14 protein-coding genes and 2 tRNA genes are annotated in these 23,214 nt (G+C 44.4%); 6 read left to right on the forward strand and 10 right to left on the reverse strand.

All coding sequences use genetic code 11. The features are described from left to right. Positions 1-65: 65 nt before the first annotated feature. The 8 genes from ACVBDY_RS00005 to ACVBDY_RS00040 all read right to left on the reverse strand — a co-directional run bounded on the left by ACVBDY_RS00005 (position 66) and on the right by ACVBDY_RS00040 (position 6,976). A tRNA-Val gene (locus tag ACVBDY_RS00005) sits at positions 66-140 on the reverse strand. A gap of 27 nt (positions 141-167) precedes the next feature. Then, positions 168-242 (reverse strand) — tRNA-Val (locus ACVBDY_RS00010). Positions 243-374: 132 nt separating this feature from the next. Continuing rightward, positions 375-1,586, reverse strand: a complete 1,212-nt coding sequence (locus ACVBDY_RS00015) for a bifunctional folylpolyglutamate synthase/dihydrofolate synthase (protein ID WP_447173433.1) — start codon at positions 1,584-1,586, stop codon at positions 375-377. Positions 1,587-1,622: 36 nt separating this feature from the next. Further along, positions 1,623-2,471 carry an energy transducer TonB gene (locus ACVBDY_RS00020; RefSeq protein ID WP_447173434.1) on the reverse strand — a complete coding sequence of 283 codons (849 nt, stop codon included), beginning with the start codon at positions 2,469-2,471 and terminating at the stop codon, positions 1,623-1,625. Positions 2,472-2,477: 6 nt separating this feature from the next. Continuing rightward, the gene (locus tag ACVBDY_RS00025) at positions 2,478-2,864 is read right to left on the reverse strand and encodes an ExbD/TolR family protein (protein ID WP_447173435.1); all 387 of its coding nucleotides are present in this window, start codon (positions 2,862-2,864) and stop codon (positions 2,478-2,480) included. Positions 2,865-3,191: 327 nt separating this feature from the next. Next, positions 3,192-3,881, reverse strand: a complete 690-nt coding sequence (locus tag ACVBDY_RS00030; RefSeq protein ID WP_447173436.1) for a MotA/TolQ/ExbB proton channel family protein — start codon at positions 3,879-3,881, stop codon at positions 3,192-3,194. 284 nt (positions 3,882-4,165) lie between these two features. After that, on the reverse strand, positions 4,166-5,392 hold the full coding sequence (locus ACVBDY_RS00035; protein WP_447173437.1) for a Glu/Leu/Phe/Val dehydrogenase dimerization domain-containing protein: 1,227 nt from the start codon (positions 5,390-5,392) through the stop codon (positions 4,166-4,168). Between the two features lie 123 nt (positions 5,393-5,515). Then, positions 5,516-6,976: an alanine/glycine:cation symporter family protein gene (locus ACVBDY_RS00040; protein WP_447173438.1), complete on the reverse strand. Its 1,461-nt coding sequence runs from the start codon at positions 6,974-6,976 to the stop codon at positions 5,516-5,518. A 282-nt stretch (positions 6,977-7,258) separates the two neighbouring features. On the opposite strand from ACVBDY_RS00040, the gene ACVBDY_RS00045 reads away from it, so the two are divergent. Next, entirely contained in the window at positions 7,259-8,401 is a 1,143-nt protein-coding gene (locus ACVBDY_RS00045) for an acyl-CoA dehydrogenase (protein ID WP_447173439.1), read from the forward strand. A 323-nt stretch (positions 8,402-8,724) separates the two neighbouring features. On the opposite strand, the gene ACVBDY_RS00050 is transcribed toward ACVBDY_RS00045, so the two are convergent. After that, a complete protein-coding gene (locus tag ACVBDY_RS00050; RefSeq protein ID WP_447173440.1) occupies positions 8,725-9,021 on the reverse strand; it encodes a hypothetical protein in 297 nt (98 codons plus the stop codon). A 704-nt stretch (positions 9,022-9,725) separates the two neighbouring features. Between ACVBDY_RS00050 and ACVBDY_RS00055 the strand changes: the two genes are divergently transcribed. From ACVBDY_RS00055 to ACVBDY_RS00075, 5 genes are all read left to right on the forward strand, one after another. Continuing rightward, positions 9,726-10,871 carry an efflux RND transporter periplasmic adaptor subunit gene (locus tag ACVBDY_RS00055; protein ID WP_447173441.1) on the forward strand — a complete coding sequence of 382 codons (1,146 nt, stop codon included), beginning with the start codon at positions 9,726-9,728 and terminating at the stop codon, positions 10,869-10,871. A gap of 61 nt (positions 10,872-10,932) precedes the next feature. Then, entirely contained in the window at positions 10,933-14,112 is a 3,180-nt protein-coding gene (locus ACVBDY_RS00060) for an efflux RND transporter permease subunit (RefSeq protein ID WP_447173442.1), read from the forward strand. 39 nt (positions 14,113-14,151) lie between these two features. Next, positions 14,152-15,630: an efflux transporter outer membrane subunit gene (locus tag ACVBDY_RS00065; RefSeq protein ID WP_447173443.1), complete on the forward strand. Its 1,479-nt coding sequence runs from the start codon at positions 14,152-14,154 to the stop codon at positions 15,628-15,630. Positions 15,631-16,096: 466 nt separating this feature from the next. After that, positions 16,097-20,629, forward strand: coding sequence for a glutamate synthase large subunit (gene gltB, locus ACVBDY_RS00070; RefSeq protein WP_447173444.1), 4,533 nt, complete (start codon positions 16,097-16,099; stop codon positions 20,627-20,629). 52 nt (positions 20,630-20,681) lie between these two features. Next, on the forward strand, positions 20,682-22,139 hold the full coding sequence (locus tag ACVBDY_RS00075; RefSeq protein ID WP_447173445.1) for a glutamate synthase subunit beta: 1,458 nt from the start codon (positions 20,682-20,684) through the stop codon (positions 22,137-22,139). A gap of 114 nt (positions 22,140-22,253) precedes the next feature. Here the strand turns inward: ACVBDY_RS00075 and ACVBDY_RS00080 are convergent, their stop codons facing one another. After that, positions 22,254-23,060: an endonuclease/exonuclease/phosphatase family protein gene (locus ACVBDY_RS00080; RefSeq protein WP_447173446.1), complete on the reverse strand. Its 807-nt coding sequence runs from the start codon at positions 23,058-23,060 to the stop codon at positions 22,254-22,256. Positions 23,061-23,214 lie beyond the last annotated feature (154 nt).

The raw sequence follows: 23,214 nt of genomic DNA on the forward strand, positions 1-23,214 counted from the left end.
ATGTAGCAAAAGTAAGTCATTGCACTAAACAAAAAAACCTCCCGGATGGGAGGTCATTTAAACTGTGGGCCCTACTGGGTTCGAACCAGTGACCCCCTGCTTGTAAGGCAGGTGCTCTGAACCAGCTGAGCTAAGAGCCCGGAAAATAATAGATCAAATTTAAACTGTGGGCCCTACTGGGTTCGAACCAGTGACCCCCTGCTTGTAAGGCAGGTGCTCTGAACCAGCTGAGCTAAGAGCCCTCACATATTACGATCTGTCAATAAAATATGAACTTATGAAGAAGCAGCGCCGTAAGTGACTGCCCTTGTTGTAAATCGCGGATGCAAAAATACGATTGTTTTTTACACGTGCAAAATATTTATTATATTTTTCTATAATATTTCAGCGACCACAAAGGTGCTTCCGCCGACATATATAAAATCGTTTTTCTCTGCCCGGGAAAGGGCATTTTCATATGCTTGTATGACAGAGGGATACGCTTCTCCTTCCAGGCCATACTCCAGGGCCTGTTGACGTAATTCTTCTGCCGGGAGCCCCCTGGAAATACCGGGTGCGGCGAAATAATAGATCGCATTTTCCGGAAAAAGAGGCAAAATACGTTTCAGGTCTTTGTCACGCACCACACCCAGGACAATATGAAGCCTTTCGAATTTCTCGCTTTTTACCTGGCGCAGGACAAGTTCCAGTCCTTCCGCATTATGTGCGGTATCGCATATGACTTTAGGTGCAGTTTGCAATTGTTGCCATCTTCCTTTCAGGCCGGTGTTCTGCACGACCCGGGACAATCCGGAAATGACATTGTCGCGGCTGATATTATATTTTTTCAGTTGTTGCACTGTTGCTATGACGGCACGTATATTTTTTTCCTGGTATATGCCTGTGAGATCACTTTTTATATGTTCCGGGGAGAGGTCTTCTGCAAGAGATAATCCGGCGTTATTTTCTTCGGCTATTTTTTGAAATACGGGAAAGGTCTCCGGGTGGTATTCGCTGATAACAACAGGGACCCCCGGTTTAATGATCCCCGCCTTTTCCCGGGCTATTTTTTCGAGAGTATCCCCGAGAATGTCCGTATGGTCATAACCGATATTGGTAATTACCGATACTTCAGGGACGATGATGTTGGTAGAGTCCAGCCGTCCGCCCAACCCGACTTCTATTACCGCTATAGCTGTTTTTTCACGGGCAAAGAAATCGAGTGCCATACCAACGGTCATTTCAAAAAAGGAAAGGTCATGGGCTTCGAGAAACGACTTATTATCCGCTATGAATTCCACAACAAAATCTTCCGGGATATCCATGCCGTTTATTTTTATCCGTTCCCGGAAATCCTTAAGGTGAGGGGAGGTGTATAGCCCGGTCTTATAACCCGCTTCCTGCAGTATGGATGCCAGCATATGACTTACGGAACCCTTTCCGTTAGTGCCGGCGATATGAATGGTTTTTATTTTTTTCTCCGGATTGCCGAGATGGTCGCAAAAATCCCGGATATTGTCCAGTTTGTGTTTGAGGGCTGTCTTTCCTTGCTGCTGATACATGGGAAGCCTGTTGAACATCCATTGCAGCACTTGCTGGTATGTCATGAAAATGGGAATGATTTTGAATTAACGACAAACTTATTACTCTCCGAGTTTAAAGTTAACCACTACAAATCCGATCTGCCGTGAAGGTGCGTCCGTATCCGGGTTCCATTTGAACATAAATGCTGTCTTCTTTGCCGGTTCCAACAAGCAGGGATGGTTATTGGTGGTTCCTTTTACGCCGGGGACCGCATCGATAACATTACCGTTTTTGTCCACTTCGATCTTTACCACAACGCGTCCTTCTTCATTGCAGTCCTGCTGTACTTTTCCCCTGGACAACAAGGAACGTCCGCTCAGTCCGTAGCCTACTCCTCCCGATCCGGAGCCGGGTGTTCCGTAATAGCTGCTGGCATAAGGATCGCCGTCGGGATTTCCTTTATCTCCCGCTTTGTTGTCATCTCCCTCTCCCTTGCTTTCCGTTCCGTCCGACTTGGGACCATTAAGTATGTTGGACAAAGCATCCGAGGTAGATTTGGAAGGTTTTTTGGGCTCTTCTTTAGGTTTTTCTTCGGCAGGTTTGGGAGTTTCTTTTACTACAGGTTTCTTTTCTTCCTTTTTGGGGGGAATAACAGGAGCGTCTTCGGTTTTGTCGTCGGTGAGTACCTCTTCCTGTGGTTTTTCCACTTCAGCGGGAACTTCGTCCGCTGTAGTTTCTTCGGGCTGTTCTTCCTCGACCTTTTCTTCGGGAGCAGATTTTATTTTTTCCAGAGGTTGTACATCACCCGATCCGAATTCCGTCATTCCGAAATTGACGGTAATGCCGTTTTCAGGAGGAGGGTCCATATATTGTAAGCCGATGAAAAACAGGAGCACCACGAGGATTGCCAGCAATACCGTGGTAAGTGTAAATGATTTCTTTTTATGTTTTGTATTCAGGAATGCCATAACGTTCTATTTCGGCCTAACTGCCAGGATCACTTTATAGCTGTTCCTGTTGGCTATATCCATAACATCAACCGCCTTTTCAATCGGAACTCCTTCTTCGGCCCGGAGTATGATAGTAGGGTTTTCCTGGTCTTTCAGTTTTCTTTTGAGCTCGGTTTCCAGGAATTCCGGATTGACTTTCAGATTATCCATGTAATATTCCAGTTTTTTGTTAATGCTCACGGATACGTTCTGCACATTGGTGGACTTTCCTTTGGCCTTTGGCAGCAGCAGATCGAGGGCATTCGGAACACTGGAAGTAAGCATGAAGAATACCAGCAACAGGAATACAATATCCGTCATGGAAGACATGCTGAATTCCGGCGATACTTTATTTCTTCCTTTTAATTTCATGTCTTATTTTATTGTTTTTCAGCGGTTACATGGAACCTTTGATGTTTAAAATGATCATCCTCTGTATGTTGAATGCCTTTTTTAAACATGTCGGTTTCATTGTAAAGATGTTATTAGTACATGACAAAAATCGAATTTCGATAATCCCTCGATTTGTTACCCCGACCCTAAAGGGAGCAAATCGAGGAAAATCAGGCTCCCTTTAGGGTTGGGGTTAAACTGATTTTCCGATCAAATTGTGCAAAACCGATTTTTGTCATATACCCTAAAATAATCTTTTAAAATCAATTAGCTCAGCTGATTTTGTATTTCTGTCTTCATTTATATCTATGCCGGTTCGTCCAGTAAATCAAGGAATTCTACCGCATGGGCTTCCATTTGATGTACTACCTTATCGGTACGTACCACCAGGTGGTTATAGCCGATATAAGCTATAATACCCACAATGAGACCCGCAACTGTGGTGGTCATGGCCGTATATATACCGGATGCCAGGGCCCCGATCTCCGCTTGTCCGCCACTGGTGGCCATTTCGTGAAATGCAATAATCATACCTATTACGGTACCGAGGAAACCGATCATGGGCGCCGCACCGGCTACAGTGGCAAGAATACTGACGTTTTTTTCGAGTTTATAGACCTCCAGCGTACCGGCATTTTCTATGGCCTTGTTAATGTCTTCCAGTGGTTTGCCTATTCGTGAGATGCCTTTTTCTATAAGTCGTGCCACAGGAGCATCTGTTTGGGCACAGAGGTTCTTTCCTGCTTCAAGTTTGCCGTTACTTACGTGGTCTCTGATCTGGTTCATGAAATTTTTATCGATCTGTGAAGCTGCTTTGATGGCAAATATCCGTTCGAAGTAAATATAAAGTGCAACAAAAAGCAGTATAAAAAGGATCAACACGATTATAATACTCCCCGGGCCGCCACTGACAATAAGATCTGCAATAGAGAGGGTTTTTTCCTCAGAGAGCGCTTCCTCGGCAACATTCTGAGCAACGTCTTGAAATAGCATCATATGATAAAATGTTTTTGATATTAAAACGATTAAGCGTGCATAAAATTATATTTCCGGTAATATCAGGACCATCCGGAAGGTTATTTATTAATCTATATTGTTTTCGTCATGTTCGGGGAAAGCCCGTTCCGGCTCCGGTATTTATTCCGATTCCCTTTGAGGAGGACAGCTTTATTTTTCTGATCCGGCTGCTTCTCTGCACCAAAGATAATTAAAAAGAAGAACCCCCAAATAGGTACGGGGGCAATTCTTTATACCGTTTCTAAGTTGTCTTTTGGAAATGGTTACACCAGTTGGCGTAATGCTATTTCGAATGCGGTACTGCTTATATTGGTTTTTGAAGCGCTTTGTTTGAAAGTTCGCTGCAATGCCTTCTTTACGATAGTTGAGGTGTCTTCAAAAATGGCCTCGTCGTTCATGGCTACCCTTCGTTCCATAAAATATGCGAAAACCCTGGCCATACCACAATTGGAAATAAAGTCCGGTATAAGGCTTACCTGTTTGTCGGTATATTCCATAATGGGGCCGAAAAAGATCTCTTTGTCGGCAAAAGGAACATTGGCGCCACAGGAAATGACTTCCAGTCCGGTTTCTATGAGTTGTGTGATCTGGTCTTTGGTAATAAGCCTGGATGCTGCGCACGGGGCAAATATCTCGGCGTGCAGCCCCCATATTCTTTCGTTCATTTCCTCGAACGAAATCGCGTGTTTGTGTATCAGGTTGTTGCTGCTTTTTTCCAGGAACATGGTTTTAATTTCTTCAAAAGAAAAGCCTTCTTCACGGATAACCCCGCCGGAAACATCCATGATACCTACAATTTTTGCACCCATTTGCGCGAGATAAAAGGCGGCAGCGGCTCCTACATTGCCAAATCCCTGTACGATGGCTTTTTTGCCTTCGACAGTGCCGCCGTATATATCGTAATAGTGCCGTGCGGCTTCGGCCACCCCATAGCCGGTGATCATGTCTGCCACAGTGTATTTTCTTCGTATATCGGGAGAAAATTTATCGCTCTCAATTACTTTGATAACGCCCTGGCGTAACTGTCCTATCCGGTTTATTTTATCGGCTTCGGAAGGTTTGAAATGACCGTTAAATACGCCTTCCTGCGGGTGCCATACCCCGCAATCTTCGGTAATAGGTATAACTTCGTGGATTTCATCTATGTTGAGATCACCACCCGTACCGTAATAACTTTTCAGTAACGGGGAAACGGCTTTGTACCATCGTTGAAGGACTCCTTTTTTTCTCGGATCCTTCGGGTCAAAATTAATTCCGGATTTAGCCCCGCCTATTGCCGGTCCGGATACGGTAAATTTCACTTCCATGGTCTTGGCGAGGGACAGGACCTCGTTTACGTCCAGTCCTTTTCGCATCCGGGTTCCACCTCCTGCTGCACCGCCTCTGAGGGAGTTGATGACGGTCCAGCCTTCTGCCTCGGTTTCCTGGTCCTGCCAGTGAAATACGATTTCAGGGGCTTTGTCCTCATACAGTTTAAGTAATTCTTTCATGTTGTTTTTTGTGTAGTTTAATGTTTGAATATAGCGTGAAGCGTGAAGCCTGAAGTATGAAGTGCGAAGTATTTTGGCTTTTTAACTTCACGCTTCGTGCTTCCACCTTCCACCTTTTTAACTTCACGCTTCGTGCTTCGTGCTTCCGGCTTTATACTCTTTCCAGAAATCCGCATTGCGGATTCCCAGTTTTTCCGGGTCGAAGACCGGATCTTTTTTGTTTTTTCTTTGTTCCTTGTAATCTTTCAGGGCTTTGAGGGCCGGTCTCTGGAGTATGAGGATAAAGATAATATTTATCCAGGCCATCAGACCAACACCGATATCACCCATATTCCAGGCGAGCTGGGCGCTTTTAATGGTGCCGTAGTATACGGAGAACAGTATGACCAGGCGTAACAGCAATAATTTGATTTTTGAGCCTTTTTTGTCCAGGTAACTGAGGTTGGTCTCGGCAATATAATAATAGGCCATTATAGTTGTAAAGGCAAAGAACATCAGGGATATGGCCACAAAAGCAGCACCGGCAGCAGGAAAGTGATGGGCAATAGCCGCCTGGGTAAAGGCCGGGCCGGCTTCTACGTTTTTGTCGAGGTTCTGTACGATGAACTCATTTTCTATATCCGGGTGTTTTACGTTGTATGAGTTGGTGAACAATATCATTAAAGCCGTGGCAGTACAAACAAACAACGTGTCCACATATACGGAAAAAGCCTGCACCAATCCTTGTTTAGCCGGATGACTCACTTCTGCTGCTGCGGCTGCATGCGGTGCGGTCCCCTGTCCCGCTTCATTAGAGTAAATACCCCTTTTAACCCCCCAGGCAATGGCAGAACCGAAAATACCGCCAAACATTTCTTCGGTACCAAAGGCAGAACGAAAGATCAGGGAGAACATTTCGGGTACTTTTTCTATATTTATGCCAATGATGATAAGCGCCATGAGTATATATCCGAAAGCCATGAAGGGGACAACGATCTCGGCCACCTTACTGATCCTCTTTATCCCTCCGAAAATGATGAGGGCTAACAAAAGGGAAATGCCTATACCGCTTGCCCATACCGGAACATTAAATGCTTCTTTTACGCTCAGGGCAATACTGTTGCTTTGTACACCGGGCAGGAAAAACGCGGTAGATGCGATGGTTACAATAGCGAAAAGTACGGCGAATACTTTGGTTTTAAGCCCTTTTTCTATGTAAAACGCCGGCCCTCCGCGGTACTGTCCGTCTTTTACTTCCTTATAGATCTGACCAAGGGTGGCCTCTACAAAGGCCGAAGCGGCTCCAAGCAGGGCAATGACCCACATCCAGAAGATGGCACCGGGACCACCGGAAGCTATAGCTGTGGCTACCCCGGCTATATTACCGGTCCCCACCCTGCCGGAAATGGCTATGGCAAATGCCTGGAAGGAAGTGACCCCTTTGTTGGAAGATTCTTTGGCAAAAAGCAGTTTTACCATTTCACGGACATACCGTACCTGTAAAAATCCGGTGACAACGGAAAAGTAAATTCCTGCGCCAAGACAGAGGATAACCAGGGCATTGCTCCATACAATGCCGTTAATACTTTTGATAATTTCTTCCATTTTGATTTGAGCTAGTGTCGTTAGTTTTTTAACCGGTCCTTCAAAATTTATAACCGAATAAAATATTTATGTGTTATTTTTATGTTATACGCCGGAGTTTTATTTTTCTCCGGCATAAAATAAAGAAAATTATAGCAGATTATGGAATAAGTTTAAATGAGTTCTGTGTAAAAATGGAGATATTTTTTTGTGAAAAATTAATTTTAGGCCCTATAAAATCGGTTTTTTATACATATTTTTCATTAATTTGTGTGGTTTGAAACAAATAATCATTATAAGAAAATGGATTTTACATTTACCGAAGAACAGCTTATGATCCGCGATGCGGCAAGGGATTTTGCCAGGAATGAATTGTTGCCCGGCGTTATAGAAAGAGATGAAAAACAAAAGTTTCCTACGGAGCAGGTCCGTAAAATGGGAGAACTGGGATTTTTAGGAATGATGGTTTCTCCGGATTACGGAGGTAGCGGACTGGATACCGTATCCTACGTTCTTGCTATGGAAGAAATATCCAGGATAGATGCTTCCGCTTCGGTGGTGATGAGTGTGAACAATTCCCTGGTGTGCTGGGGGCTGGAGCGTTATGGTACGGAAGAACAGAAGCAGAAATACCTGCTTCGCCTGGCAAAAGGAGAGATCATCGGAGCTTTTTGCCTTTCCGAACCCGAAGCGGGAAGCGATGCCACGTCTCAAAAGACCACGGCGATTGATAAAGGTGATCACTATATCCTCAACGGAACCAAAAACTGGATCACTAATGGAGGGACTGCCAGCGTTTACCTGGTTATAGCCCAGACCGATGCCGGAAAAAAACATCATGGTATTAATGTCCTGATCGTCGAGAAGGGAATGGACGGATTTGAGATAGGTCCCAAAGAACAAAAACTCGGTATTCGTGGTAGTGATACGCATTCCCTGATATTTAACGATGTAAAGGTGCCTAAAGAAAACCGTATAGGAGAGGATGGTTTCGGGTTTAAATTTGCTATGAGAACTTTGGCCGGGGGGCGTATAGGTATTGCCAGCCAGGCATTGGGCATTGCCTCCGGCGCTTATGAACTGGCCAGGAAGTATTCTAAAGTAAGAAAGTCTTTCGGTACTGAAATTTGTAATCACCAGGCTATCGCCTTTAAGCTGGCTGATATGCATACACAAATAGAAGCGGCCCGTCACATGGTAATGAAAGCTGCCTGGGATAAGGATAACGGAAATGATTATGACCTGTCCGGGGCAATGGCTAAATTATATGCATCGCAGGTGGCGATGGATACTACGATAGAGGCGGTACAGATACACGGGGGTAATGGTTATGTGAAGGAATATCATGTGGAACGGCTGATGCGCGATGCCAAGATCACCCAGATCTACGAAGGGACATCGGAAATACAGAAAATTGTTATTTCCAGGAGTATCTTAAAGGATTAAAGTGGCAGATGAAATTCCGGACCTCTTTTTTAGCTTTCTATGAAAACGAAATAGCAGATATGGTATTGAATTTGGCCATTGTGAGGTTTGGTTTTTATAAAAAGATATTTTATACGTTCCGGAGACCAACGAATATGTCGGAACATATTTTTTACATTATGCAATGCAGAATTTCAGATCCGGATTAAACAATACGTTGATTACCTGGAATTATATGTTCAGGGCGCAAAAAAGGATATTTGGATAACTGTTGCGGATTACCGGAATAAAAAAAGAGGCTGCTTTGACAACCTCTTTTTGTTTACTCTAATGTGAAATACGAATTATTTTTGTATCCATTCTCCGTTTTCATTAGCATAAAGCACACCGGTTTGCTCACCCATGGTAATTTCCAGTTTATACTCTTTTGCTTCATTTACAGATGCCTTGTCTATAGTAGCTCCGGCATAATCTCTCTCCAAAGCTTCTGTAATGGCAGAAGGAACTTCATCCGCTGAAATTTCCGTAAACTCTTCCTGGTTAACTGCAATTACTACATTCTCGTTAGCGTCTATGGTAGTTGCTGCCTGGGTAGCAAATCCTCCTAAAACTAATGCTGCTGCTAAAACTAACTTTTTCATGACTATTAAGATTTTAAGGTTAAACTTTGTTTGTGTCTGATACATTGAAAATTTGATGCCATCTTTCGGAAGATTTCGGACTCATGCGGATAATTTTCTGTTTATCAGAGTTTTATTTTATTTTGATGGAATGTGAGAGAATGAAATATGTGTAATATCTCGTGTGTACCAGGTGTGAAAGTGTGTAAAGACTATACATTATTTATTTGATATTAAATCGTATAGGTGTGCCTGATCTGGTATTTGCAGTTGGACAGTCATATCTAGTCGGACCCATCGTGTATCGCCATTTAAAAAGGAAAGATATCATGTCACCGACCGTCTGTAAACGGTATTGTGATCAAAAAGGATTTTGGCGAATCTTATCAGGAGTAGTAATAAGGTGTACCTTATATCGTGACAGACGGTGTTATTTTCACTGAATGTTGTATAGACAGATATCAGGCTCTTAATTTTCAAGTAACGAAAGTCCCGTATAAAGAAATGAATAAATATCCGGAACAGGGCACAGTACAAAGTGAGTAAAATTTACACAATGCACACTGCTTCTACCCCGAAAGTTATACACCTTTTACGTTTTGTTAAAAGATATGATGTTGCTTAAATGTTTGTTTTTCAGTAATTTTAAATAAGCTATGGAATTCTGTGAAACTTGGCACCTCTATTGATATTTACAACAACTTTAAAATTGCAATCATAAACAAATGAAAAAGAATACTAACGCAACACTCAGAACCGTATTAATCCCGGTACTTTCTTTTTTCCTTTTTTCCCTTAGCCTTATAAGTTGCAGGGAAAAAGAAGAGGAAGATACCGGTATACCCCTTCCTGTCATTACCTTGAAGGAAACCTCGGCTGCAGTGCCATTTCAATATCTTGGCTCTGTAGAAGGGGTAGAGGATGTGGAGATACGTCCCCAGGTAGACGGAATACTGGAACATATTTATGTAGACGAAGGGGATTACGTGGAAAAAGGGCAGCCTTTGTTTAAAATAAACCAGCAGCCCTACCTGGAAGACCTTAAAAATGCCCAGGCAAATGTAGCTTTGGAAAAGGCAAAATTGCGGAAAGCCAAGACCGAGCTCGACCGTCTGCAACCGCTTATTGATAATGAAGTAATCTCCGAAGTACAGCAAAAAACAGCACAGGCCGATTATGAAGTGGCTCAATCTTCACTGGACAGAGCGCAGGCCATGGCTGCGAACACAAGGATAAAAATGGAATTTACCACGATCAAGGCTCCGGTAAGTGGTTTTGTAGGCAGATTCCCGAAATCAGTGGGAAACGTGGTAAAACAAACGGATACCGATCCTTTAACGGTGTTGTCTAACGTTAATGATGTCTATATCTACTTTTCCATGAGTGAATCCGATTACCTGTATTACCAGCGGATGAAAAGAGACAGCACATCTTCTTCCAAGCGGATGAATCCCCATGTTAAATTGGTTCTGGCCGATGGTTCTGTCTATGACCACCCCGGTATAGTAGATGCTACCTCCGGGCAGATAGACCGTTCTACGGGATCTATATCGCTCCGGGCCAAATTCCATAATCCCGATACCCTTCTCAGGCTGGGAAATAGCGGTAAAGTTCTGATGGAGCAAATCTATCCTGAGGCCATGTTGGTGCCCCAGGGAGCTACGGTTTCTATTCAGGATAAAAAGTTTGTCTTTACGTTGAAAGACGACGATACTGCGGAAAGACAGGAAATTGAAATTGAAGGTATTTCAGGAGAAAACTACATCATAAAAGGAGAAGGTATTTCTCCTGGAGACAGGGTAGTGATTTCCGGCCTTGGCAAATTGGCTACTGGTGTTAAAGTAGCCCCTGTTAAAAAAGGGGAGTATTAGTATTGAATCTCATTTTCATTCTAACCTTTATCCGAATAACTTAAAGAAAGACGTGTAAATAATGATAAAAAAAATCATAGAAAGGCCGGTATTGTCCATGGTAATCTCTATTCTCCTGGTACTTGCCGGGGTGATGGCTATTACCAACCTTCCTGTAGAACGACTTCCCGAAATAGCGCCTCCGAGTGTAAGCGTAAGCGTAAAATATCCCGGAGGAAACGCGGAGACCATAGCTAGTTCTGTGTTATTGCCTATAGAAGAAGCTATCAACGGGGTGGAAGGGATGACCTATATCAGCTCCTCTGCTACCAATGCTGGTACCGGTAGTATTAACATATATTTTGAACCGGGGACAAATGCCGACATTGCGGCGGTAAATGTGCAGAACCGTGTTTCTGAGGTAACCGAGTTCCTTCCTCCCGAAGTTGTGGAGGCAGGGATTTCCGTCATGAAACGGTTGAAGGGTAGTATCATGACTATCAATTTTTACAGTGAAAATCCTTCTTATGATGAGACTTTCCTGCAAGCCTATGTAAAACGCGATGTCCGAAGAGCATTAAAACGTGTTGAAGGGATAGCCAAGGCAGATATACTGAGATCCAGGGACTATGCGATGCGGGTTTGGCTCAATCCTGAAAAAATGGCGGGTTATGATCTCACTCCCCAAGATGTGATCGAGCAGATACGCGACCAGAGTTTCGAAGCTGCTCCCGGTAAGTTCGGAGAAGATGCCGAGGGGGTCTTCGAAACCGTGATTCGGCACGAAGGGAGGTACAGTACACCGGACAGGTACGAAAATCTTGTGATCAAGGCTACCAGCGATGGTTCTCTGTTGCGTCTTAAGGATATTGCCAGGCTGGAATTCGGCGCCAGTAACTACGGTAGTGATAATAAGGTAGATGGTATGCCCGGGGTAACGATAGACGTAGTTCAGATGGAGGGGTCTAATGCCAAAGAGATAGATGGGAGAGTACGTGAAGTGCTTGAAGAACGCGCCCAGTATTTCCCCGAGGGAATGAAATACGATATTGCCTACAGTGTGAGGAAGCAGATAGATGAATCTATGGATCAGGTGATGCACACGCTTGTTGAGGCTTTTATCCTGGTATTCCTCGTAGTATTTATCTTTTTGCAGGATATTCGGATCACTATTATTACAGCCATTACCATTCCGGTTTCCCTGTTAGGAACCTTCTTCTTCCTGCAGCTTATAGGAGGAACCATGAATGTACTCAGTATGTTTTCTATAGTACTGGCCATCGGTATCGTGGTGGATGATGCCATAGTGGTGGTGGAGGCCATACACGAAAAGATGCATAAGCAGGGAATGGCTGTAAGACAGGCCGTAAATGCCGTTATGGATGAGATCACGGGAGCTGTAATATCTATTACCATTGTAATTGCGGCTGTGTTTATTCCCGTTGCCTTCTTAAAAGGGCCGGTAGGGGTCTTTTACCAGGAATTTGCCTATACTATTATTTTTGCTGTATTGATATCAGCGGTAAACGCACTTACCCTGGGCCCCGTATTGGTTATTTTGTTCTTTAAAGAACGCAATGGCAGTAAAAAGAGCAAAGGAAAGATATTGGAACGTATTAGCCGTTCCAGACGTTTGCGGAAAGCAAAAATTGTAAGGGATAAAGGCTTTAGGAAATTCGATACTGTTTTCGACAAATTTGTGAGCAGATACCTTAGGATCTTAACATGGACCATTAACCACAAGTGGCTGTCCGTAGGAGGATTGGTAGTTATTGTTGTATTAACTGTTTTACTCTCTAACCTGGCTCCAAAAGCGTTTATCCCTACGGAAGACGATAGCTTTCTTACGCTTTCTATAGGAATGCCTCCGGCATCTTCCCTGCACAGGACAACAAGTGCCTTGAAAGTAGCAGATTCTGTATTACAGAAACACGCCGCAATAGCGGGGGTAAATACTGTTTCCGGAGCTAATATTTTGGAAAATGCTGCCCGGAGCTCCTCTTTCGGATTGGCATATATTAAACTAAAGGAGATTAAGGAAAGAGGGAAGGTCAAAGATATGGAAGAGATTATCGGTGACTTGACCGAAAAACTGTCAGCTGTTATTCCTGACGCCAGTATCTACATTTACCCGAGACCTACAGTACAGGGATTCGGGGATTTTAGCGGATTGGAGTTTGTGCTGCAGGACAGGGAAGGTGGTGATCTCAGTGATTTTAACCAGGCTTCCAATGAGTTTATTAATGATGTTGTTCAACGAAAGGAAATAGAAGGAGCATTCTCTTCTTTTGATATTAATTACCCGCAGTATAAGATTACCATAGACTATGATAAGGCTAAAAAACTTGGAGTGAGCGTAAAAGAGATGATGAGGGTCGTGCAAGGGTATTTCGGTCGACTGCGGATAGGTGATTTTAATCGTTTCGGACGTCAATACCAGGTGTTTGCACAGTCAGATATTCAGTTCAGGAAAGATCCCAGAGCTATTAATTCCATATTTGTAAAAAATAACAAGGAAGAAATGGTGCCCTTAAACACCCTGGTTTCTTTGGAACAGACTTTTGGTCCGGAGATCGTGAGAAGGTACAATTTGTATACCGCGGTGAAGATAAGTGCTACTCCGGCAAAGGGGTATAGTACAAACGATGCCATGAAAGCCGTAGAAGAAGTGGCGGCGAAGCTCCCTCCCAATCTCAGTTACGAATGGACGGGGATGAGTCTGGAAGAGAAAAATTCGGGATCAGATACCATTATGATATTTATTATGAGTATAGTACTGGTGTATTTTATCCTTGCGGCCAAGTATGAGAGTTTCTGGTTGCCCATGGCAGTAATACTGTCCCTTCCTACAGGTATTTTTGGTGTATTTGCTGCCATAAACCTGGCGGGTATAGACAATAACATATATGTGCAGGTAGGTATAATAATGCTTATCGGACTTTTGGCAAAGAATGCCATCCTTATTGTGGAATTTGTATCGCAAAAAAGGAAATCAGGATTACAGGTACGCGATGCTGTCATGGAAGCCAGTGCTTTACGGGTGAGGCCTATCATTATGACGTCCCTTGCATTTACCGTCGGACTGATACCGCTGATGTTCACGGTGGGCTCTTCTGCCCAAGGGAATAAGTCAGTGAGTATAGGTACGGCCGGAGGAATGCTGTCCGGAATTTTCCTGGGGATTTTCATTATTCCGGTCCTTGCGTATATTTTCCAGAATCTGCACGACCGGTTTAATATACAGACAACGGAGGATGAGTAAAGATAATTTGACCATTAAAATTAATATACAGATAAATCCATGTTGGCAAAAAATATAAAAAGACTAGGTATAGTGGTTCTTCTCCTGGCAGCTGTAACGGGCTGTAAGGTAGGGGATCCGTATAAAAGACCCGATTTTGATGTGCTCCCTGAAGAATATAACGGAAGTATAAGCAGGCTGGATAGTGTTGTTTCGGATAGCCTGGACAGTATCCCCTTGGCAAAGATGAAGTGGATAGAGTTTTTTGGGGATTATGACCTGGTTTCTTTGATCGATACCGCACTGATCAATAATATAGATATGCAGAGAACGGTTCAGGTTCTGGAAATGAGTCGGCAAGATCTGTTGCAAGCCAGAGCAAGTTTTTACCCTTCGCTTGGAGTTGGGCCTGGCTATACCAGGGATTATCGGGGTTTGAATCACAATAATTACGGATCCAATCGCGGACGGAGGATTCATGGAGAGAACCCGCCTACAAGTATGTATACAGAGCGCCTGTCCTATAATGTCGGAGTAAGTTCCAGTTGGGAAGTTGGGCTCTGGGGAAAGCTTCGCTGGAAAAAAGATGCTGCCCGTGCGGCTTATATGCAAAGCGAAGAATTTAAGAAGGCGGTGCAGACCGCGTTGGTCGCAGAAGTGGCTTCTACATATTACGAATTGCTAAAGCTCAAAGCAGAACTGGCAGTGGCAGAGCGAAACCTCAACCTCAATGAAAATACACTGCGAATTGTTGAATTGCAGTACGAGGCCGGAGAGGCTACCTCGCTGGCTGTACGTCAGACCAAATCACAGAAACTGAGATTTGAAGCGCTTATACCACAAATAGAACGGGAGTACGCACTTCAGGAAAACAGGCTGAATGCCCTGCTCGGAAGAGAACCACAACCCATAGAGATTCATGGGCATTTGGACAATGCCGAGTTCAAGGGGAACTACAATACAGGGGTGCCTATGGAGCTCTTACAAAACCGTCCTGATGTGGCAGCTTCGGAATATGAGTTGATAGCGAGCAATGCGCAAGTGGGGATCGCCCAGGCATTGAAATATCCTTCTCTTACCATCGATGCCAGTATGGGGCTTGATTCCTATCAACCGAATAAGCTGTTCTCAACCCCGGCGGAATCTTTGTTTGCCGTGATTAACGGTGCTATTTTTCAGCCAATATTTCAACAGCGAAAACTAAAGACGAATTACAAAAAGGCATTGGCGAGGCGGCAACTGGCCCAGCTGGACTTTAAAGAGACTATTATCGATGCAGTGAGAGAAGTGTCCGATGCCATGATAACCTTAGATAAACTAGAAGAAGAACACGTTCTTACACAAGAACGGTTAAACACTACCCAGAGAGGAGTTACAGATGCTGCCCTCCTCTTTAGAAGTGGATTTGCTAATTATCTGGAAGTGATCACAGCCCAAAGTGATGCCCTTGATAGCGAACTGGGGCTCATTGATATAAAAATGCAAATACTACTCGCCAATGTCGAATTATACCGCAGCCTTGGCGGTGGCTGGCAGTAAAACATAGAAGAATAGAGAATTTTCCTCATATTCGTGAGGCTATTCTGATTTTAGTATTCGGATGTATACGAGAATCTATTCAAGAGGATAATAAGCCGGATGGAGAAAAGCATGCTGTAAATTCAGCGCTTTTCTCCTTTTTGTTTTTTAAAACCCTTCTTTTGAAGGGGGGTGTCTTTTCATTTTTACATTTAAACTACTTTGATATTATTTTGTTTAGGGGTATATTGTATTTTTTTATGATTTAAAACGATGTTTAGCTATATTTTGAGGGGGTTCCTTTAAAAAATGTGCTCAAAATAAGATATCTGTAATTTCCTCTGTCCTGAGTAATGTTTTTAGATTATCATCAATGATATTTTAAGAAACACGAATTAATTTGTGTCAATTCTAAAATCGTATGCGTAATTTTATGTATATGTGTTAATTTCGTTGATGATTTTTTAAACACCAATCATTTAGAGATATGAAACTTAAGCAGCAAGGACTTTATTCCCCGGAGTTTGAACATGACAATTGCGGAGCAGGTTTTATTTGTAACCTGAAAGGAAAAAGGACCAATGATATTATTCATAAGGCCCTGGATATCCTGATCCGTTTGGAACATAGAGGAGCTGTTAGTTCGGACGGCAAAACGGGAGATGGTGCAGGTATATTGATTGAAATACCCCATGATTTTTTTAAGAAAGCATGTAGCTTTGAACTCCCGGAGTACAAGGAGTATGCCGTAGGAATGCTTTTTTTGCCCAAATCCGCAAACCAGGTTAAAGTATGTACCAGGATATTCGAAGAGAATGTAGCCAGGCAGGGACTGCATATCATTGGCTGGAGAAAAGTTCCGGTAGATCACGATTGTATCGGGGCAATAGCGGCGGAATCCGAGCCAACCATCATGCAGGTTTTTGTTGGTAAAAACGGAAAAGACCTTTCCGAAAGTGAATTTAATGCCAAATTATACGCTGCCCGTAAGATTGCGGAACACCAGGTGCTTCAGTCCGGTTTTTCTGAAGCGGACTTTTTTTATTTTACCAGCCTGTCTACTACAACCATAATTTACAAAGGTCTGTTGATGCCCCAGGATATTAACAGGTACTACAAAGATCTTAACGAACCTGATGTGGTAACCAAGCTTGCTTTGGTGCACCAACGGTTCTCTACCAATACGTTCCCCACCTGGGATCTCGCACAACCTTTCCGGTATATGTGTCACAACGGGGAAATCAATACCCTCAAAGGGAACCTGAGCAGGATGAAGGCCCGTGAAGAACTGTTCAAAAGTGAGATCTTCGGAGAAGACCTGAAAGATATCCCCCCGATAGTGTTGGAAGGTAAGTCCGACTCGGCTTCTATGGACATGGTATTGGAATTATTATTACAAACCGGAAGGTCCTTACCCGAAGCTATGATGATGATGGTACCGGAAGCCTGGGAAAAACACCAGTCTATGGACGATACCAAGAAAGCATTTTACGAATACAACGCCTGTATCATGGAGCCCTGGGACGGCCCGGCCTCCATTCCGTTTACGGACGGGAACTATATAGGAGCCCTGCTGGACAGGAACGGATTGCGTCCTTCCAGGTATACGGTGACCAAGGACGGATATGTAATAATGTCATCCGAAACCGGGGTAATTGATATAAAACCCGAGAATGTGGAATACCACGGTCGTCTGGAACCCGGCCGTATGTTCCTTGTTGATATGAACGAAGGTCGTATCATAGGAGATGAAGAAGTAAAAAAAGAGATCACTTCACAAAGACCTTACCGCAAATGGCTGGACGAAAATCTTCTTCCGTTGGCCAGTATTCCTTATACGGGAAATAAAACACCGGTGGAAAAAGAGGATATCCACACCAGGCAAAAACTTTTCGGCTATACCCTGGAAGATATAAAGACCATTATCACCCCGATGGCCACCGAAGCTAAGGAAGCTATCGGCTCCATGGGATTTGATACCCCTCTTGCCGTACTTTCGGAAAAACCACAACTGCTTTACAACTACTTTAAACAACTCTTCGCCCAGGTGACCAATCCGCCGCTGGACGGTATCCGGGAGGAGATTGTAACAGATATAAGCCTTTCCATAGGAGGGGACCGGAATATCTTTGATGTTGTCCCGGAACAGGCGAAAAAACTGCGTATTCAGAATCCCGTAATTTCCAACGAGGACCTCGATAAGATTAAGTATATAGAACACCCGGATTTTAAAGCCAGGTCCATCTCCGTACTTTATGAAGTAGAAAAGGGATTGAACGGACTCGAATCCAGGTTGGACACCATGATTTCCGAGATATCCGCAGCGATAGACGAAGGGTCGAATGTTATTATACTATCCGACCGGAATGTGGAAAAAGGATATGCTCCTATCCCCGCGATACTGGCGTGCTCTTTTGTACACCATTCCCTGAAAAAACTCAGGAAACGGTCTTCCGTTGGTATCATTGTAGAATCCGCAGAACCGAGAGAACCACATCATTTTGCCATGCTGTTCGGTTACGGGGCAAGTGCTATCAATCCGTACCTGGTAAACGAAATTATCGCGGAGCTCGTAGCCAATGAAGACATTGTTGCAGAGAGTGCGGAAAAAGCGGTTAAGAATTTTAATAAGGCCATCGGAAAGGGGATCGTAAAGATCATGAACAAAATAGGAATATCTACATTGCATTCCTACAGGGGGTCCCAGATATTCGAAGCTTTGGGCCTCAATAAAAAACTTGTGGACAAATACTTCTGCAATACCGCCACGCGGGTAGAAGGTATAGGACTTTATGAAATAGAGAAAGAAATCCGCAAGCGCTATGATACGGCTTTTGAAAAAGAGAAGATATCTGCCGATCTCAACCTGGATATAGGAGGTGATTACCGTTGGCGAAGAAACGGGGAGCGGCATATGTTCAATCCTGCTTCCGTAGCTAAACTGCAACAGGCGGTGCGTACCAATAAATACGAGAGCTTTAAAGAATATTCCGATATCATCAATGAGCAGAGCGAACGGCTCATGACACTTCGCGGTATGTTTAAGTTCAGGAATCTAAACCCTGTTCCGCTGGAAGAAGTGGAACCCTGGACCGAAATCGTAAAGCGTTTTAAGACCGGGGCCATGTCTTTTGGCTCTATCAGCCAGGAAGCTCATGAAAACCTCGCTATTGCGATGAACCGTATCGGGGGAAAAAGCAACTCCGGAGAAGGCGGAGAGGACCCGAAAAGGTTCCACAAAGATATGGACGGAACCTGGAAGAACAGCGCCATCAAACAGGTAGCTTCCGGTAGGTTTGGAGTGTCTATCAATTACCTGACCAATGCTAAGGAAATACAGATAAAAATGGCCCAGGGAGCAAAGCCCGGGGAAGGAGGACAACTTCCCGGCCCTAAGGTATACCCGTGGGTAGCCAAAGTAAGGAATTCGACCCCGTATGTAGGGTTGATCTCTCCGCCCCCGCACCACGATATCTATTCTATAGAAGACCTGGCCCAGCTTATTTACGATCTCAAAAATGCCAACCGCGAAGCCAGGGTCAATGTAAAACTGGTATCCGAAGTAGGTGTAGGTACGATAGCCGCCGGTGTGGCCAAGGCCAAAGCGGATGTTATCCTGGTTTCCGGTTATGACGGAGGCACCGGGGCATCGCCTTTGACCTCCCTCCGGCATGCCGGACTTCCCTGGGAACTCGGAATCGCAGAAGCACAGCAAACACTGGTTCTCAATGATCTCAGGAACAGGATAGTGCTGGAGTGTGACGGACAGTTGAAAACCGGGCGCGATGTTGCTATTGCCTGTTTGCTCGGGGCCGAGGAGTTCGGTTTTGCCACTGCACCCCTGGTTGCTTCCGGATGTATTATGATGCGTGCATGCCACCTGAATACCTGTCCGGTAGGTATCGCCACCCAGGACCCGGAGCTGCGCAAAAACTTTACGGGAACCCCGGAGCACGTTATCAATTTCATGTATTTCGTAGCCCAGGAATTGCGGCAGATCATGGCCGACCTCGGTTTCCGCACCATTAACGAAATGGTGGGGAAAAGCGAGAAGCTGGACATGAACCGGGCGGTAGATCATTACAAGGCACAGGGAATAGATTTCTCTAAAATACTCTACAAACCCCGGGTTGGAGATCATGTAGACCTGTATAATACGAAGAAACAAGACCACGAACTGGAAAATGTCCTGGATTTCGATATACTGAGCAAGGCCCACCCGGCAGTGTACAGGAAAGAAAAAATGGAGCAGTGCTTTATTATCAACAATACCAATCGTACTACCGGGGCGATTCTCAGTAATGAGATTTCCAAAATTCACGGGGCCCACGGCCTCCCCGAAGATACGCTTACCCTGAAATTTACCGGGTCTGCCGGGCAGAGTTTCGGAGCGTTCGCCACACACGGACTTACCATGGTGGTGAATGGGAACACCAATGATTATTTCGGGAAAGGCCTTTCGGGAGGTAAACTGGTAGTAAGAGTACCCGAAAAAGCCACTTTTAAACCTGAAGAAAATATCATTATAGGTAACGTGGCATTGTACGGAGCGATTACCGGAGAGGCGTACATCAACGGAATAGCAGGTGAGCGTTTTTGTGTGAGGAACTCCGGCGCTAAAGCCGTAGTGGAAGGTATCGGTGATCACGGTTGTGAATATATGACCGGAGGAATAGCCGTCATACTCGGGAAGACCGGAAGGAATTTTGCTGCCGGAATGAGTGGTGGTACAGCTTATATCTACAACGGTTCCAACGAAATAGACGAACACAATTTCAACCTGGAAATGGTGGAACTGGAAGAACCTTCGTCCGAAGATATGGATGAGGTAAGACAACTGGTGGAAAACCATTATCTCTATACCGAAAGTCCGTTGGCAAAACGACTCCTGGACAACTGGAAAGCGCAGAAAAACAAATTTATCAAGGTAATGCCTGTAGAATACAAAAAAGCGCTGGAAAGACTGGCCAGGGAAAAAGCACTGGACAGTGAGGAATTAATGGCAAATGTAAATAGCTGATAGCGGCTGTCTACCGGAATAAATAAGTAAGGGCAATAAAAAGACAACGACCATGGGAAAACTAAGAGGCTTTTTGGAATATGACAGAAAAGTTGAAAACTATATAGAAGTTAAAAAACGGGTTCAGAATTACGAAGAGTTTACCGTAGATCTTACCGAAAGTGAACTGAACGAGCAGGGGGGAAGGTGTATGGATTGCGGAATACCCTTTTGCCACAGCGGTTGCCCGCTGGGAAACCTGATCCCCGATTTTAACGATGCGGTATATCAGAATAACTGGATCAGGGCGTTGGACATACTTCACGCAACAAATAACTTCCCCGAATTTACGGGCAGGTTATGCCCGGCGCCATGCGAATCCGCTTGTGTTCTCGGGATCATTAATCCTCCTGTTGCTATAGAACTTATTGAAAAATATATCGTAGAACGGGGATTCAAGGAAGGCTGGATAAAAGCAGATCCGCCAAAAGAACGTACCGGTAAAAAGGTAGCGGTGATTGGTTCCGGACCGGCAGGACTTGCCGCCGCGCAGCAACTGAACCGGGCAGGACATACCGTTACTGTTTTCGAAAGAGATAAAAAAGCCGGCGGACTACTTCGCTACGGTATCCCGGATTTTAAACTGGAAAAACACATCATAGACCGCAGGCTGACCATACTCGAAGAAGAAGGTATCGAATTTAAGACCGGGGTTCATGTGGGGGTTAATTACGATGTGGAAGAACTGAAGGGATATGATGCCATAGTACTGTGTGGTGGTGCTACCGACAGGAGAGGACTGCCTATTCCCGGGGCAGATGCCGAAGGAGTGGTACAGGCTATGGAATTCCTCAAGAGAAATAACGAAGTGGTAGACGGAGAGGAAGAACCGGTCAAAGACCTTCACGCTAAAGGGAAACATGTTATTGTGATTGGTGGTGGAGACACCGGGTCGGACTGTGTAGGAACTTCAAATCGTCATGGAGCAGAATCGGTGACCAATTTTGAGATCCTGCCTATGCCATCTGAGGAAAGATCAGCTGAAAACCCGTGGCCTTTCTGGCCGTTTACCCTGAAAAACACTTCTTCCCATGAAGAAGGTTGCGACAGGAACTGGAGTATTGCGACAAAGGAATTCATAAAAGATGATAAGGGTAACTTAAAAGCCCTGAAAACCATAGAGGTGGAATGGGTTAAAGTTCCCGGCGGACGTCCGCAGCTCAAAGAAGTGGAAGGTACGGAAAAAGAATGGCCCTGCGACCTGGCCTTGCTGGCACTCGGGTTTACCGGACCGGAAAAAACGCTCGGACAACAACTGGGACTCAAACTGGATGCCCGGACGAATATTAAAGGTGAAAATTACCAGACCAATGTGCCGAACGTCTTTGTTGCCGGCGATATGCGAAGAGGACAATCGTTGATTGTATGGGCCATATCCGAAGGCAGGGAAGCGGCACATCATGTAGATAAATTCCTCATGGGAACATCCTCCCTTCCGGTTAAGGAAAAAGGGGATCTCCCTGCTGCATAATCAAGGAGAAGATTGAGATAGAGAACTATTTTTCCTCTATTTTATTTGTGTTAGTGTAAGTGGAAAGAGCCGGGTGTTATGTGCCCGGCTCTTTTGTGTTTAATGATAAGTGATTTATTGCTGTAAGGAGACTTTTACAACAACAGGCATGTGATCCGAATAGTCTGTTTTGCGAACGTCGACAGACGCGATTTTCCAGTTGCTGTTTTTGCTCAGCCATATGTAATCTATCCGCGACCGGGGAGCATCCGCCGGGATGGTAAACTCAGGTGCCCCGAACGCTTTGGCCGAATCGGTCCAGTTTGGTTTCAGAACCTCGTAAGGAGCGGAATTTTCCCTGAAATTCAGGTCTCCGGCAAGGACCACGGGATGGTCCAGTTTCAAAAGGAAATTGTTGATGGCCTGAGCCTGTGCTAACCGGTTTTCTTCATATTCATGACAGAGGTGGGTAGCGGCAAAAGTTATTTTCTTTCCTTCGTCGTAGGCATATGTAGCATATACAAGCGCTCTTCCTTCCCCTCCTTTGGGTGTTGGTAAATGGATAATTCCCGTTTCTGCCGGTTTTGCCGTTAACAGCCCTTCGCCATAACCACCTTCGCTATAATCAATGGCTTTACCAAAGGTTCCGTGCATTCCGGTAAGGGTTTCCAATCCTTTGACAAGGTCTTTTTTCTCCCCGTCATTGAACCCGGCAGTACGTATGGTCATACTGTCTACTTCCTGTAAGGCGACAAAATCGGGACGGATATCCCGGATAACAGAAGCAATGCCTGAGATATTGCTCTCTCCTCGTTTGTAATAGTTCTCTCCGTGATAAATATTATAGGTCATTAAGGTAAATTCAACCGCTTTGTGGTCGTCTTTACAGGAGAATATGGCTACAAGGGCCATACATAAAAAAATATTTCTGATATATTTCATGAGTATTCGGATTATAGTATCGTGCGTTAATAATGTGAATTAAGGGTTGAAATTCAATCTTTATAACCTTCAGGAGCATATTTTGATAAAGAATGAAATTGCACTTTAGTTATTGGTTATTAAGCTATTGAGTTATTTAGGCAATACCTATAAA

The sequence above is a fragment of the Sinomicrobium halophytocola genome (assembly GCF_052983395.1).

Coding starts and splice junctions, on each gene's coding strand:
- ACVBDY_RS00055 (WP_447173441.1), top strand. CDS start 9,726: ATGAAAAAGAATACTAACGCAACACTCAGAACCGTATTAATCCCGGTA.
- ACVBDY_RS00075 (WP_447173445.1), top strand. CDS start 20,682: ATGGGAAAACTAAGAGGCTTTTTGGAATATGACAGAAAAGTTGAAAAC.
- ACVBDY_RS00030 (WP_447173436.1), bottom strand. CDS start 3,881: ATGATGCTATTTCAAGACGTTGCTCAGAATGTTGCCGAGGAAGCGCTC.
- ACVBDY_RS00065 (WP_447173443.1), top strand. CDS start 14,152: ATGTTGGCAAAAAATATAAAAAGACTAGGTATAGTGGTTCTTCTCCTG.
- ACVBDY_RS00060 (WP_447173442.1), top strand. CDS start 10,933: ATGATAAAAAAAATCATAGAAAGGCCGGTATTGTCCATGGTAATCTCT.
- gltB (WP_447173444.1), top strand. CDS start 16,097: ATGAAACTTAAGCAGCAAGGACTTTATTCCCCGGAGTTTGAACATGAC.
- ACVBDY_RS00025 (WP_447173435.1), bottom strand. CDS start 2,864: ATGAAATTAAAAGGAAGAAATAAAGTATCGCCGGAATTCAGCATGTCT.
- ACVBDY_RS00015 (WP_447173433.1), bottom strand. CDS start 1,586: ATGACATACCAGCAAGTGCTGCAATGGATGTTCAACAGGCTTCCCATG.
- ACVBDY_RS00050 (WP_447173440.1), bottom strand. CDS start 9,021: ATGAAAAAGTTAGTTTTAGCAGCAGCATTAGTTTTAGGAGGATTTGCT.
- ACVBDY_RS00080 (WP_447173446.1), bottom strand. CDS start 23,060: ATGAAATATATCAGAAATATTTTTTTATGTATGGCCCTTGTAGCCATA.
- ACVBDY_RS00045 (WP_447173439.1), top strand. CDS start 7,259: ATGGATTTTACATTTACCGAAGAACAGCTTATGATCCGCGATGCGGCA.
- ACVBDY_RS00035 (WP_447173437.1), bottom strand. CDS start 5,392: ATGAAAGAATTACTTAAACTGTATGAGGACAAAGCCCCTGAAATCGTA.
- ACVBDY_RS00040 (WP_447173438.1), bottom strand. CDS start 6,976: ATGGAAGAAATTATCAAAAGTATTAACGGCATTGTATGGAGCAATGCC.
- ACVBDY_RS00020 (WP_447173434.1), bottom strand. CDS start 2,471: ATGGCATTCCTGAATACAAAACATAAAAAGAAATCATTTACACTTACC.